This is a genomic window from Cognataquiflexum rubidum, assembly GCF_022538115.1.
Classification (GTDB): domain Bacteria; phylum Bacteroidota; class Bacteroidia; order Cytophagales; family Cyclobacteriaceae; genus Cognataquiflexum; species Cognataquiflexum rubidum.
Genome location: NZ_JAKZAL010000018.1, coordinates 1 through 14722, shown reverse-complemented (window position 1 = coordinate 14722; position 14722 = coordinate 1). Strand labels below are relative to the sequence as shown.

General features: G+C 41.8%; 13 protein-coding genes and 1 pseudogene. 2 read left to right on the top strand and 12 right to left on the bottom strand.

Annotation, left to right across the window (positions count from 1 at the left end):
* Window positions 1–174: 174 nt before the first annotated feature.
* Window positions 175–1011 carry a 3-keto-disaccharide hydrolase gene (locus MMU05_RS17325; protein ID WP_241142940.1) on the top strand — a complete coding sequence of 279 codons (837 nt, stop codon included), beginning with the start codon at window positions 175–177 and terminating at the stop codon, window positions 1009–1011.
* 11 nt (window positions 1012–1022) lie between these two features.
* Here the strand turns inward: MMU05_RS17325 and MMU05_RS17320 are convergent, their stop codons facing one another.
* The 11 genes from MMU05_RS17320 to MMU05_RS17270 form a co-directional block, all read right to left on the bottom strand.
* Window positions 1023–1754, bottom strand: a complete 732-nt coding sequence (locus MMU05_RS17320) for a gamma-glutamylcyclotransferase family protein (protein ID WP_241142939.1) — start codon at window positions 1752–1754, stop codon at window positions 1023–1025.
* 6 nt (window positions 1755–1760) lie between these two features.
* Window positions 1761–2654, bottom strand: a complete 894-nt coding sequence (locus MMU05_RS17315; protein ID WP_241142938.1) for an alpha/beta hydrolase — start codon at window positions 2652–2654, stop codon at window positions 1761–1763.
* A gap of 95 nt (window positions 2655–2749) precedes the next feature.
* Window positions 2750–4843, bottom strand: a complete 2094-nt coding sequence (locus MMU05_RS17310) for a c-type cytochrome (RefSeq protein ID WP_241142937.1) — start codon at window positions 4841–4843, stop codon at window positions 2750–2752.
* Window positions 4844–4917: 74 nt separating this feature from the next.
* On the bottom strand, window positions 4918–5763 hold the full coding sequence (locus tag MMU05_RS17305; RefSeq protein WP_241142936.1) for a hypothetical protein: 846 nt from the start codon (window positions 5761–5763) through the stop codon (window positions 4918–4920).
* Between the two features lie 84 nt (window positions 5764–5847).
* Window positions 5848–6501, bottom strand: a complete 654-nt coding sequence (locus tag MMU05_RS17300) for a DinB family protein (RefSeq protein ID WP_241142935.1) — start codon at window positions 6499–6501, stop codon at window positions 5848–5850.
* Window positions 6502–6543: 42 nt separating this feature from the next.
* On the bottom strand, window positions 6544–7329 hold the full coding sequence (locus MMU05_RS17295; protein WP_241142934.1) for a hypothetical protein: 786 nt from the start codon (window positions 7327–7329) through the stop codon (window positions 6544–6546).
* Window positions 7330–7332: 3 nt separating this feature from the next.
* Window positions 7333–8142, bottom strand: a complete 810-nt coding sequence (locus tag MMU05_RS17290) for a hypothetical protein (protein WP_241142933.1) — start codon at window positions 8140–8142, stop codon at window positions 7333–7335.
* Between the two features lie 141 nt (window positions 8143–8283).
* Entirely contained in the window at window positions 8284–9333 is a 1050-nt protein-coding gene (locus tag MMU05_RS17285) for a proline iminopeptidase-family hydrolase (protein ID WP_241142932.1), read from the bottom strand.
* Window positions 9334–9564: 231 nt separating this feature from the next.
* Window positions 9565–11061 carry a serine hydrolase domain-containing protein gene (locus MMU05_RS17280; protein ID WP_241142931.1) on the bottom strand — a complete coding sequence of 499 codons (1497 nt, stop codon included), beginning with the start codon at window positions 11059–11061 and terminating at the stop codon, window positions 9565–9567.
* A gap of 11 nt (window positions 11062–11072) precedes the next feature.
* Entirely contained in the window at window positions 11073–12296 is a 1224-nt protein-coding gene (locus tag MMU05_RS17275) for a DUF418 domain-containing protein (protein ID WP_241142930.1), read from the bottom strand.
* Between the two features lie 240 nt (window positions 12297–12536).
* Window positions 12537–14033, bottom strand: coding sequence for an amidohydrolase family protein (locus MMU05_RS17270; RefSeq protein ID WP_241142929.1), 1497 nt, complete (start codon window positions 14031–14033; stop codon window positions 12537–12539).
* Between the two features lie 375 nt (window positions 14034–14408).
* Between MMU05_RS17270 and MMU05_RS23040 the strand changes: the two genes are divergently transcribed.
* Window positions 14409–14537 (top strand): hypothetical protein, encoded by a 129-nt coding sequence (locus MMU05_RS23040; RefSeq protein ID WP_262917696.1) that lies wholly within the window; start codon window positions 14409–14411, stop codon window positions 14535–14537.
* Window positions 14538–14539: 2 nt separating this feature from the next.
* Here the strand turns inward: MMU05_RS23040 and MMU05_RS17265 are convergent.
* Window positions 14540–14722 (bottom strand): annotated as a pseudogene (locus tag MMU05_RS17265) (transposase); the annotation flags it as partial.

Sequence of the window (14722 nt, the reverse complement as noted above, 5' to 3'; positions counted from 1 at the left end):
TGGTGATCTACTATAAATGATTTTCTTGAATTTCATCTTCTCTTTTTGATTGTATTACCCTTTCTTTCACATAAAAACTTCGCCTCGGTAACATTTCAATTTCTTTCCGATTTGTGCTAAACTTTGCCCTTTTCTTTTCTTGAAGAATGACTACCTTTAACCAAACCCAAAAAAATGTCCAAAGCCAAAATCTTTCTTCTCGCATTATCACTCCTAGTTTTGCTATCCTGTAAGCCCGAAGAGCAATGGGAAGCACTTTTCAACGAAAAAGACCTCACCGGTTGGGATACCTATATAGGGCCGGCATGGGAGGCTACTTCCGACTCCACTGTGAGGAGGTCTGATAATCCCATTGGATTAAACATCGATCCGCAAAGTGTATTCAGTGTAGTAGAAGTGGATGGAAATCCATCTATCCGCATTTCCGGCGAACAGTGGGGAGGCTTGTCTACTACTCAAGAGTATAGCAATTATCACCTCAGCCTTCAATTTAAATGGGGCGAAGCAAAACACAAACCCCGCGACAAAAACAAGAGAGACAGTGGGTTGCTGTACCACGCCGGGGGACCCCATGGGGCAGACGGTGGTTTTTGGATGCGTTCACAGGAGTTGCAGGTGCAGGAAGGTGATTGTGGCGATTATTGGGGTGTGGCTGGCGGAATCATGAACATTCCGGCAAAGAAGACCGATGAATTTTATGTCTATGATCCTGAAGCAGAAAAATTGGTTTTCAGTGACTCGAGTGCGGTGGGAAGGCGCTGTATAAAATACCCTGATGCCGAAAATCCGACCGGTGAATGGAATACCCTAGAACTCTATTGCTTTGGCGATACAGCCGTGCACCTGGTGAACAACAAGGTTGTGATGGTACTCTACAACTCGCGTTACTTATCTGAAACAGGGGAATTGCCTCTGAAGAGTGGCAAAATCCAAATCCAGTCCGAAGGGGCTGAGGTTTTCTACAGAGACATAAAAGTCAAAAAAATTTCCGGTTTGCCAATTGATTTTTAGATCGTTAGGCTTTAATACTTAAAACCCGACTTTAATTCTTCCACTTTCTCCATTGCAGGATCTGTCAATAAGATCTTGTGGGTTTCATGCAGAATAGCAGGATCAAATGGTTCTGTGGTTTTATGGTATTCAGCTTCAAAATCCTTTCCCCAATATCCAAAAGCGTCCTCAAGGATTTTCACATAACTGCGTTCAATGACGTTTTGTGTGTAATCATTATTGGGCACCAACTCAAAATCCGGAAGCGCCTTGTAAGCGAATACCGGACCTCCCTCAATGGTATATCCTTGGATCAAATGGGTGACCTCAAATCGCTCATACCCCAATTCCCAAGCATCATAATTGGGCAAATCAGCCGCAGGAACAATATACAATACCCCATTGATGACCGTATTCGGGTCTTCACGGATGTTGAGGTAATGGAGGTATTTTGGATAGATGGTATCTCCTTCTGTCAAAATATAATCCTTGGTAAAAGTACTGTCCACATTGTACAGCGGAAGGTCTGTCGGCCATGCAAATGTCCATGACCTCTTGTAACCCTTGAGGTGTGCGGGTAAAAACGGTCCATGATAAGCCTTATCCAAAAGACCGGTTTCAATCAAATTTTTGGACATCAATGAACCATAGCCAAACATGGCCACATGGCCTTCAGGAATAGTGAAGGTTTCCAATTTCTCCTGACAACTTCCAAGGAGGAGGAGTACAACAGCCGGAATCATTAGAGTAAATAATAATTTCATATTTTCTTATAAACCATCCAAAAACTTAAATATTTCAATGTAAGCATTTTCAAACTCCTTTTGATTTGGGCTGTGCTTTCCGTCGGGTATAAATATCCTGATATCCATATCCTTCCTGAGCATGGGAACAAACCTTTCAAAAGTCTTAGCAGGAATCTGATCATCCAAGCCCCCATGCCACAGAAAAATAGGTGGGTCTTTTGGATCAAAATAAGTGATCGGTTGATAGATGGCTAGGTTTTCTTTTGATTCATAACCTTCCGCAGGAAAAAGTGCCCGACCAACTGCTTGGTACTGTTCATTCTCATGCTCCGTAAAAACCCTCTCCACCACATCCAATCCATCCACAGGACCGGAAAAGTTGATGATACCTACGATCACAATGCCTTTATCAAGTCTATTGGGATACTCCGGATTGTTTTGGGCAAGTCCCACATTGCTAGCAATATGCGCCCCTGCCGAAAACCCCGTCACAATCACATTGTCCAAATTCAAACCATAGCCAGCGTTATGGGCTTTTAGAAAATTCAAAGCATGTGTCAGGTCACTCGTGGCAAGGGGAATCCCTCGTTTCAATCTGTAATTCAGATTGAGGACATTCAGACCTTTCTTCAGGTAGGGTTCGATGTACCTTTCCTCCTGACTTTTGTCGCTGAAATAATAGCCTCCTCCGTGCAGAAACACAATCGTGTAGTTTCGTTTACCAAAGGATTTTGCTTTTTGGGAAAGATAAATATCCATGGTTTGCTCAGGATCCGAACCATAAGAAACGTCTTTCAATACATTGTAGACCGTTTCCTTTTCTGCAGCCGCCAAGTCTACCGCAGATGTCAGTTTTTTGGAACAGGAGGACAGGAATATTGAAAAAATAAGGAGGAGGTAAAGGGATGTTTTTTGCATGGTTTAAGACTTTTTGATTTATTTCTATTTATCTGCTAGCAAAGTGTCGCGAAGTATTTTCCATTCTCCCTCCTCTTTTTACCAAACTAACACCTCTAATTTCCTATTTGAACAGGATAACCTAATTGTGCCCAAACCAAAATACCTTCGTCAAGAATAGCTGTATTTTTGAAACCATATTTTTTCAACTTACTGATTACCTGTCCTGAAGCAGCATGAGGACAGGCGCAATAAGCAATGATCCAGGTACTGTCATTTGGTATATCTTTTACAAAGGTTTCCGGTTCATTATAGTAAGGAACTGGAATTGCTCCCGGAATATGTGTCTGCCTCCAAGCCACTTCTGACCTTGCATCGAGCAATACCAATCGCATACCATCCTGAAGCGCTTTATTCAATTGCGCTGCAGATAGGTAAAGCCCCTCACGCAGTTGAAAATTGGGTTGCTTTCCCTCAGGGTTTATAACATATTCTTCAGGTGTAGGTAAACTTACAGAAACAGGTTCAGGTACATTCCAACCTGATGCCCGACTTCTGAGAAATGCAGTTACGGCATCTATTTCATCACTACTTAGGCTATCTTTAAATGCAACCATTGGCGTACCATCTCTTCCTTCTGCAATGGCGTAACGCAAAAAATGATCAGTTGCCGTGGCCAATAACATTGGGTTTCCCAAAGCCGGTGCACTAATGCCTTCTCCATTTGATCCATGGCAAGCCGCACATTTTTCTGTATAGATTCTTGACCCAAGTTGGACATCACCCTTGATGGGATCACGGGATAATTCAATGGGTTTTTCAACTCCACTTGATTCGCTCAACCATTTCAGCATTAATTCTACATCTATATATTCCAAGGGTCCGCCTTGTTCCTTGTAATAGCCAGCCATAGCGGTATTGGCCCTTCCATATTGGATGGTATATCTGAGAAAGTTGGATGATTGGGCAGTAGCCAATAAGGAGTGGGACCGGAGAGAAGGAGCAAAATCAGCAGCATACCCTTCTCTGTTTTTTCCATGACAAAGCGCACAATATTTCAGATACATACCTTCAGCGTGCAATATGGCAGTACTATCTAGTTTTGACCCAAAATTCAGCTTTAATTGTTCTGCTAACATCCCTTGTTCTTCTGGTTCTTCTACAAATTCAAGTTGAACGCCTAAAGCATATTCTTTCAATACCGTCACACTATTTTGTAATAAATCCTCCAGGAGCGCCTCTTTGGGTAATTTTTCTGAAAGCAAATCGTATGTTGCTTTAAGGTCCAGCACCTCAAAAACAATAGCAAATACTCCTGAACCACGCATTTTCAAGAATTGGGCAAAGGAATCGTCAGGTGTTTGTGGACTGATTAAATGTAGCTCTTGATTTCTTTTTATTTTAAAACGGACCAGATTTTCAGATGGGTTTTCTTTCAATTCCAGAAGTCCCATTTTTTTAAATTCCTTACGAGCAGCTTCAAGGTCCTCAACCACAACTTTGATAGCCGTAATTCCTAGGACACCATTTGGATGTTGCAAAAATTCCCGTTGCATATAATAGAAGCTCTTCCATTCATGCATTTGATCATAGGGGAAACCGGATAGCTCCTCGAACTCCGGAAGAGGATTCGGTAAACTATTGGTTTCAAATCCGACTTGAAAAATCTTCCACTGATCATCAGACCACTGAGATGATTGAGGACCGGGGATCTCAAAACTGTGGGTTCTTATAGAATCCATCGTAAACCCACGGGAAGTTAACAAGGAGTAGGTACTGTCCACCGATGAACTTGATAAGGAATACATCCCAACACCTTTATACCTATCCAAAAAGTCCAGAACTACTGAATCTTTGCCGGAAACAAGTGCGGAATCCTCCAACGAAAGTAAAACCAGGGCAGACATGTCAGGAAAGGGAATAGAATTAGTTACTGTCCCTTCGAAGATTCCCTTATTGATCTGTTCCGAATCAGGAATATTGAATCCCAATATTTCGGTGAAATATTTTCGAGCACTATCGAGGTCCTCTACTATTAGGGTTGTATTACTAATCCCATATCCCCGTCCCATTAAAGCATTACTGCCTTCTGTTTGTTCCGATTGACACGAAATGACGGAAATGATGAGGAATAATAGTGTCACATATTGAATAAACGCCAAGCGTTTATTCAAGAAAGGTAAATTGATCTGTCCAGATTTCCTTTTCATGTTTAAATGTCAGTTTGTAGATAAGAAACTAAATTATCCAATTTATTAGATAGTAAAATTTTTAATTTTGTGAATTAGGATGTAAATAAACTCTCCACCACTACCTGCCAGGCCCATGTCTTTGAGCCAAATTCAATCAACAACACACCTCCGATATAGGCACACATCGTGATCAATGCAGGACCTGAACTATAGCCTTTGCGTTTTTGGTACCATGCCAATGCTCCAAAAAGCAGTATGGTGAAAGTCAAGGTTGCATATGAGGCAATGTAATTCATCACTAACCCCTCGGGGCTATAAATCTGAAATATGATGCGGTCAACGGAAGGACCGAGGGCTGTCAAAATAGCACCAAACATAAAAGTGGCGTGATAGAGGATTCGTTTCCGATAGATGATTGCCAAAGCATATAGACCTGCAAGCAATAAAGAGTAAACCAGACCTAAGTCAAGAGAAGCGGCAGCAGCACTGTAAATCTGTTCAGAAGTCATTTGTATTTCTCCGGAAGCCACTCTTTCTATCATACGTGCCAGCCTGCGCAGATACCTTTCCTGCATCAAAAAATAGAGGCTAATCAGAACAAGGGGCATCAGTACATAGCTTGTTTTCCCCAATAAGCGATGCCATTGTACTTTCTTTTTTAGAATCAAAAGTGGTTGTGCAAGGCTCATTGCCACCCATGCCATCATCAGGGCATTATGGATGTGCATGATAGAAGTTAAGCCGATGTCTTCAAAAAGCTTCGACCAATATCCCGGCCAAAACCCTATCGCAATGAAGGGTATAAGAAGGAATAGAAACCAAACGGTATTGGGAAAGAAAATGCGGTTGATTACATTTGACTTACCCTGTTTTGGACTTTTGGCGACAGAGGTAGAATGACCAAGGTATTCAGAGGAAATTTGCTTTGATGGTTCCATTTTCTTGCTTTCTATTTGACAGACACTTGATCCAATGATTTAGGCGCGTCAAGTCCTGATTTTTAAGATTTACATAAGTTGCCCTTACTTAGCCCCGGGAACCCGGCTTCTGAGGTATTTGAATTGACCGTTGTGGTTGGATTCATGTTCGCAGACATGGAACCACTTGCAGTAATTATTGGTCGGTCCCCAAGGCCATTCCTCATCCACCTTCATCAACCAATTGTCGTCTCTTTTCTTAAATTCCTTGATGGTGTTTTCTCTTACTTCCGTCATGATTTCAAGGTAATAGTTAAAGTTATTACCCTTGATGGTTTTCCGGGCCTCCTCGCCAAGGTTCATAGCCACATCAAATCGTTTGATATCTTCTTTACTCCAATCTCCCCATTTCTTTCCTTCGAAAGTATGGATCTGGTAATACCGCTCCGTTGCAGCCAAATGGAGCAACATTGCACCTATGGAGTTGGAGTTTTTATCCAATAAAAAATCCAGTTGTTCCACGTTCATTCCTTCGACCGGCCTCAGTATCACATCCCGCATCCAGGTCATCATGGATAGCAAGGTTCCGATATGCAGTGCAAATCCTTCTCTGGGACCGATCACATTGAGCCGGTCTTCGATCGGCAAAGGTGCAGCAGTGTTAAAATGTGGGACCATAGAGAGACCAAAGGTGCCTGAAGTAATGACTGCAGCAGACTTCATGAAATCTCTGCGTGTGGTAGGGTTGTCATTTTTCATTGGGATGTTTTTGGGGATATTTTGATATTTTTTTTCATGGGTCTATTCTTCTAAACTATATTCTTTCTGTAGAAAAACAATGATGTTTATTGCGCGCTCAAAGAGCTGCTCCTGTCTTGTAGTCAATATTAGATTGCTTCCACTAAGCAAATGGATATGGTAAGCGAAGTCTTGGTGCAATTCCTTGTCATATGATCTTAATGGGGGGTTGTCTGTAGGTTTGTTGACTTTGTTATTATTGTCCAGCATTTGGTCAAAAACATAAGGGTCAAAAATCTTCATCAGCATCGGGTCCGTAGCCCTCCGCTCCACACGCTCGTCTTCAATATTTGTTAGAATTGTTTCTACTAATTTTTGATATGAAATGATACTGTCTGCCGCACTTTCACTTCTGATAAGCCGCATCGATCCGGAGGATTTGAGTTGGGAGATGGTTCTGTCACTGTTTTGGAATCGCCTTGTCCGGATCAGCATTCTACCATAATAGTAAAGTTCATTTTCATTGCCTTCAATTTTTTGCTCACGAAAAAGATAAATCAAGGAGTCCAATTGGCCTCTTCGGCTTTTTTGATAGACTAAATTGGCTTGTATCGCAGCTGTATCTACTTTGAGGTCTTCGATATAGGACCTGATAAACTGTTTTTCTTTCTGCTGTTCGCTCAGGGAGTCGCGGTAATTTTCAGCAAGAAACCCGCAAAAAACAGCAAGAAAAAGCATGAGGAATTCCTTGATGTAAGATGTCCAATTTTTCTTAACCGTAGTAGCATGCAATACAGGTTGCTCTTTTTCTGTAGGACGTACTTCAGGAATGTTTTTGTTTTCGTCCATGATTTATTCGATGTTATATTCTTTCTTCAAAAGTAAAATCAACTCCTTGGCCTGACTTTTCATCATTGGATAAGTTTCAGATATGACGAGCGTGAAATAGAATTTTCTGTTTTCCAGACTATTGGCAAATTCATTTAACAAATCTTTATCGCTGTTTTGAAGCGGCATCAACACATTCATCAACGAATCAATGATCTCATTTTCTTTCCTAGGAAGTAGCGATGAAAAGGGCTTATAATGATAATTATTCAGAATCCTGCTTTTGATTTCCAAAGTCGTGTTTCGCTTTATTTTGTCCGACTCAACCAATCCGCTGATGTAACCCTGTCTGGAATAATACGCACTGATTTTATTGACCAATTCAGCATTTTTAAAATACCTCAGGTTTCCGGATTGGGTAATCTGAATGAGTGTTGCGTCACTCCAAATTGTTGTGGGAGAAAAAGAAACTATCTGAGAATGGTAGTAAAATGATCCTTTTACCATATTTCCCGATATACCTTGATGTACTAGTCCACTGATACTGTCTATGCTCTTTAGGATTATAAGTTTCTGTTCAATTGTTCCATTAATCATGACCGTATCGTTTTCAAGATCCTTGATCAGGGACTTTGCATATTCCTTTGCGTAGGCAATCTCGCTTTGGTTATCCCGATAATTTTCCGCCAGAAATCCGCAAAACACCGCCAGGAAGAGCATCAAAAATTCCTTGAAATAAGAAATCAAGTTTCTCTTCGGAGGTGAAGACAGCAATACAGGTGGTGAATTTTCGGTAGCTTGTATTTCGGGGTTGATGATGCCTACTTTTTTCATATTTATTTAATTTGATTTGAGGCCTACGCTATTCGGCTATTGTCTTAATGCCTTTTTTTTAGTCAGTTCAGTTGGTTATTCTTTTCGGTTGCTGTTGGGTGCTGCAATGGATTCCTCCACCATACCAGTTTTGTATTCATATCAATTAAAATTACCCTCATTGACGTCTTTTATAAATTCTATCAATCCGGAAAAATAGCCTTCAGCATCATCGTATTGGGATATGTGACTTCCATTGGTGGTGACGCTACGTCCTTTTTGCACTTGGGTGCTCATCCACTCCATATATTTGGGATCCATGGTATCATATTTTCCTCCTAGCATTAAGGTTGGTATTTTTAATTCTCCGAGTCTATCAGACACATCCCAACCTTTTAAGCTGGCATTTCCGGTTATTCCAAATTCGCTGTATCCCTGCATATAGATATAGATATTTGGATTGAGATGCTTAAAAGTCCTGTTAATGAATTCAGGCCATTCTTCTAAAGGTTTTCTCAGAACGTGCCGGGTGTAGTAGTGTTGTTGGACCAATTCAGCATATCTGGGATTACCGAAATCTCCATTGGCCTCAAACTCTTTTATTTCTTTTAAAACTTCTTCGGGTATTTGCGGACCTAAAACCTCTTCAGCGTATTTGTTATATTCGGGGACGCTCGCCATCATGTTGGAAATAATAAGTCCTTTTAAGTTGTCCTGATATTTCAGTGCATATTCCATGGCCAGAATGCCGCCCCAAGATTGTCCTAGCAAATAAAAGTTGTCATTGGTAAGATTCAGGGCTTTGCGTACTTGTTCCACTTCCTCCACGAAGTGTTCGATGGTCCATAGCGAAGAATCGTTGGGTTGATCGCTATAGTAACTTTCGAGTTGGTCGTAATAAATGTATTCTATTTGCTCATGGGGAAGGTATCCATCGAAGTTTTCAAATATCTCGTGCGTAGCACCCGGTCCACCATGAAGCAACAATAGGCGCATTTTGGGATTGTTGCCCATGCGTTTGGTCCAGACATTAAAAGTGCCTTTTGGTGTTTCGATAGGTATCATTTTGATGCCTCCGGTAATTTGATCTTCGCTATTGGAATAATCAAAATAGCTGCTTGATTGGGCATTCGTTATATTCTTTTCCTGATTATTGGTACAACTGATCGTGAGGAATAGTATAATCAGTAAGGGTGTTGTTAAAAGTTTCATGAATTTCTGTTTTGGTTTCATCAAATAGTCAGACCACGACCATCAACTTATAAATTAAAGAATCCAAAGTTTCCAATCCCCCGGCTTAGGACGAAATGGGTAAAATTCTTCCCCAATGGAGGGTATTTCTTTCCGGTGGAAGGATTTCATCATGAAGGAGAGTGGGTATTTTTCTACTTATTCTTTTCCTTTCTAGGTAAGGATTCTATGTATCCTTTTTTCAGTAGCGAATCAATCCCTTTTTTCCGGAATTGCTTCCATTAATAAAGTATATGCTTTGTTCAAAGACTTGCTGCCTGCTTGCATTCCTTTGTAATGTCCAAGTCGGACGATTACCAAATCATGGGAAGGAATGATTGTCACTGATTGCCCACCCGCACCCAGCATCATATAGGCATTGGTTGGAATGGGAAAACCGCCATCTCCATTGATCCAAAATAAGCCACCATAGATCGGCCTTCCGTCAGCAAGCCAAGGCTCGGCAAGGGTGCTTACAAATTTTGTGAAACCTTCAGGCAAAATCCGCTCTCCATTCCAGATGCCATCTTGCAGATACAGATTGCCCAAGCGCGACCAATCTCGGGCAGAGGCAAACTCGTAACCCTGAGTCAAAAAATTTCCATAAGGGTCTGTCTCCATCACCATTGTTCGAATTCCGATTTTATCAAACAACATTCTTTGAGGGAAAGTATGGTAGTTTTCGCCTTTACCTTCTATTCCTAGACGATTAAGATAATTGATCAATACAGGGTCGCTGTTACGGTAACGACCAACAGTATTGGGTAGCCACTGTTGAGGTAAATTGGCTGCATATTCAAATGAATTGACTCCACCGGTGTACAAGTACAAATGGTCAGGATAACCCAAAGAAGGGTCGTAATCAGGATCTTGCGGAGCTCTGCAATAAAGGCCACTTGACATATGCATAATATCCATAATTCGTATTTTGGATCGTCCGTCGTCCTTGCCTTGCCATTGTGGTATTGGTGCAGGCTGCTCCAAGGTATATACCCCTTGGTGAATCAGGATCCCCATTATAGTAGCGGAGAGGCTTTTGCCCATAGACCAACTTTCCAAAGGGGTGTTTTTATCAATTCCTTCAGCATACCTTTCGCCTATAATCTTGCCTTTGTAGGTGACTACAAAAGCTGCTGTAAGTGCTTCATCAAGAGCAAATGCGGCATCAACTGCCTGCTTTACTTTATTCATGTCAATATGAGAAGGCATGCCTTCCTTTGGCAACACATCTCCCATAGGCCATAGGGTAGTAGCAGCGTCAGGCAAATTGCGGGGTACCTTTTCAGGTTTGAAATTCAAAGCATCACTTCCTTCCGGTAAACAAACACAACCTTGGTCGCCGGTGTAAACTGCAGTTCGGGTAATTCCATTTGGGAGTTTGATCGAGACAGATTTCTTACCATAATCTATGATTGGTTTCCCAACTTTTGCCCGCTCTGTATATGGTGCTGTAAAATATCCCACATTCTCGGCAGCAAACTCGGGTGAAAGCCCTGTAATGAATACAGCCGAACACATTATTTTGGCATAACCGGCTGTATGGTGAGAAAGCGCATCACCGGGAGGGGCTTTATAGACTGTTTTAAGTTCAAGTTCAGAAGCACGCGCCAGCATTCTGACCCGTGCTTCCGGAGTCATCACCTGGGCAACGCAGATCAGCCCATTCAAAAAAAGGGTGGCCAATAAAGAGATTATAATTATCTTTTTCATATTGTTTAATACTATTTTTCTTGAATTGCCACCGGATGAGAATGTGACATTCTAAAGGGCTGTAGCTTCAGATAAGTGAGAGATCGCCATAGCCACTCAATAGGACCATATTTAAATTTTTTCATCCAATACCAGCTTATGATCATTTGCGCGCCGATGATCAGAAAAGCAATAAGTAGAAGTTCAATATTCCTCAATTGCCCCATGTACCCAAGGCCCCAATTAAAGAATAAGAATGTTCCGATCAGGGATTGAAATACATAATTTGTAAGAGCCATACGTCCATAAGGAGCAAACCAGGAAAGTGTTTTTTGCATTTTGGGCAATTCAAAAAGGTAAACAAACCCGGCAGCCAAGAATATGGTAAAGAAAAAATTGAAATTATCGTAAGCAGATAAGGCAAACATGGACCACCATGAAGTGAAATCAAATATACTTTCCATTTGGGAAAACAAGTACCAAAAAAGAGGAATCATGGCAAGTGTACCCACAAATGACCACATGATTATTTTTTTAAGAACTGTACTGTTGGATTGAAGATTTTCAAGAAGTCGGGTTCTGCCAATCCACATACCCAGCAGGAAAAAAGCAAATGTCAGATAGCCTCGACCCAACACACCCATTTGAAAATTGAATTTACCAATCAGTGCAATGAAATTGACCCGCCAAACATCCATTATGGTTCCGCCTGTGATCGCTGCCATATACTTTTCATCAAAATTCTCAATGTTCAGTGCTATGATAGAATCATTACCAAAAATGCCAAAGGACAAGAACCTACCCCCACCCAGAAATAGAATGACAGCTAGTGCAAGTACAACCTTATTGCTGACACTGTGAAAAGGGATTAACAAAAATCCAAAAAGCACATAAATCACCAAGATGTCCCCGGAATAGAAGGAATTGTGCACCAAACCAATTCCTAATAATACCAACAAACGCCACAGGTACCGGGTTTTGTAATGTACACCGCTTTTTTCTGCGTTATCCATCTGTATGAAAAAGCTAAGGCCAAACAGCAATGAAAACAGGGCAAAAAACTTTCCCCTGATTAACCAAAACGAGACCGTATCAACTATGAAGTCGACAGGTCCTGAAAACATAACTGCCCGCATCTCTTCAGTTGGGAAACCAGCTAAGAACTGTTCGAGTACATGAGCAATAACAATTCCAGCAAGGGCAAAACCTCTCAATGCATCAACAGAATGAATTCGATTTCTTTCAGCTTTGTTCATAAAGTTTGAATTAAAATGAAATGATTAAATGATTTTGAAGAGCATTGATTTTCAATGCTACATTATTCCATGAATTTTTATTTTATCTGTGTATCCGCTTTACTGGACAAAGCCAAACAATTAATGGTTGGAGACCGATTAGGGCTCCTTGGACCGTGGAATGTCGTCCGTTGACGAGTATCCGCATCCGATTAAGTTACCTCAAGCCCCACGCACAACATTGCGGATACTTATATAATTTTACTTCTTAAACTTTCCATACACCCCTTGCCCAGGGAAAACATTAGGAACAGTCTCCCCATTTTTCAAGACAAAAGTCCCGTTCACCAGGACATATTCTATTCCGGATGAAAATTCCAGTCCTTTTTCAAAGGTGGCTTTGTCAATGATCGTATTGGGATCGAAAACAGTAATGTCCGCATCTGCGCCCACTTGAATCCTTCCTTTGAACCGCATCATGGGAGCAATATTTTCAAGACGCTTTGCCGGAAGCAGGGTCATTTTTTCAATGGCGGTATTCAAGTCAAGGACCTGATCTTCTCTGACATATTTGCCCAAAGTCCTAGAAAAAGTCCCTGCGGTACGGGGATGGGCGAGTTTACTATAAGGCATACCGTCCGATCCGATGATTACCCCGGGTGCGGCAATGCCCCTTGCAATCCACTCAGGCTGCATCATGTGTATGATGACAATTTGGTTGGTTCTCCTGTGTCTGGCAAAGGTTTCTTTGGTAAGTCGCTCTCCCGTGGCCACCAACTGCAGATCTCCATAATCAATACCTAGTCTCTCCTGCCAACCTTCATTGAACATTGCCGTCATCAAACCCGTCGAAGCGGCAGTATAGGGATAAAGTTCAGTCGTGATGTCAAATCCTTTTTTGGATGCTGCACTGACCATGTTCAAGGCAAAATCAATCTGACCAAGTGTCATACTGTTAATGTGAACAATGTGCAAGGGTGCGCCCGTCAGCATGGCGTTGGCTATCACTTCCTGACTGGACAAAATATTTGGTTCCCGGTTGTGGGTATATACCAAGGCATTCATTTGACCTGCCAATTCAAACACGTTGTACATTTCAGCCGGCTTGGTATCAGGAAGGTATCCGATTGGAACCCCAATCCCGATTCCCCCTTCTTCCAGTGCTGATTTGATATTGACAAGGGTTTGGGCCATTTCTTCGGATGTTTGGTCTTCGAGAAATGATGGTCCTGCTGCATGAAAGAAGTTTTGGCGATTGGCCTCCTTATTCTTTACCTGAGTCAAAAGTTTATCCACATTGCTTTGGTACCTTTCCATGGCTTTCATCCGCTCAAAAGGCCAACACACACTCGCGCCATAATGGATCAATGCATTTCCCTGCCGAGAGGCATACCAGGCACCGGTGTGTTCGATTCCCCATTCGAGTTCCAAAGCCGTCGTGACCCCATCATGGAGTTGGTATTCCTGCTCGATATTTCCCATGCCATGTACATGCAGGTCTATAAATCCCGGGGCAACCACCTTACCGCTCACATTGATTGTTTCCTTTCCCTTCAAAGCTTCAGAACTGACCATCGCAATGCGGCCATGGAGGATGCCTACATTCCGGATGGCATCGAGTTTGGTTTCGGGATCGATGACCCTTCCTCCTTCCAAAACAATGTCGTAAAGTATAGCGGTCTGAGCAGTAGATTCAATTCCACCTTGCACAACCAAAAAAAGGCATAGGAAAATTTTTAAAGTTTTGGATATAGTCATCGGAATTAAGGAAAAAGGATAAAAGAAATGTAAAAGCCAACAGGTCATTTGCAATCTGGTTTGTAGGGTTTAAAGACCTCTAAATTCCCAATCTTACAATTTAAAAAACTCAAATCTCCCATGACGGCCACTTAGGACGAAAACCGTTTATTTCTTCCCCAAAGTGTAGAATTTCTTTCCGGCGGAGGATTTTCAAGGTATAGGAGTTGTTAGATTCTAGACTATTTTTAAATAATTCAACCCCTGTCAGGGTTGGGGGTGGATTTTTTGATTCCTCATTCTTTCCCTCCGGATTTCATCCGGGGCAAATAACCTGACGGTTTTCAATCCCATCCGGGATTGTTATCGGGGGATGCCGTAAATACCATCATTACTTTGAAAAAAACTATATCCACCAATCCCGAAGGGATTGAATCCCCTTTTGGGGTATTTACCCCGGATGAAATCCGGTGGCTTGAGGGGAAACCCATACTCAAGAGAAACCACAACCCCGAATGGGGTTGAATTCAAAGCAGGTATTTTGGATCAAAAGCCACCCCGTGTTCCTTAAGAAGCTGTTTGTATTCATCCATAAAACTTACTTTTTTATGGTGCTCCTCTTGGTTTTTGATGTAATTGACAAGGTCGTCCAACGAAGAATAACTGCGTGTAAAGGCTGCATACCCCTCTTGCCATCCTTCAAAACCAGG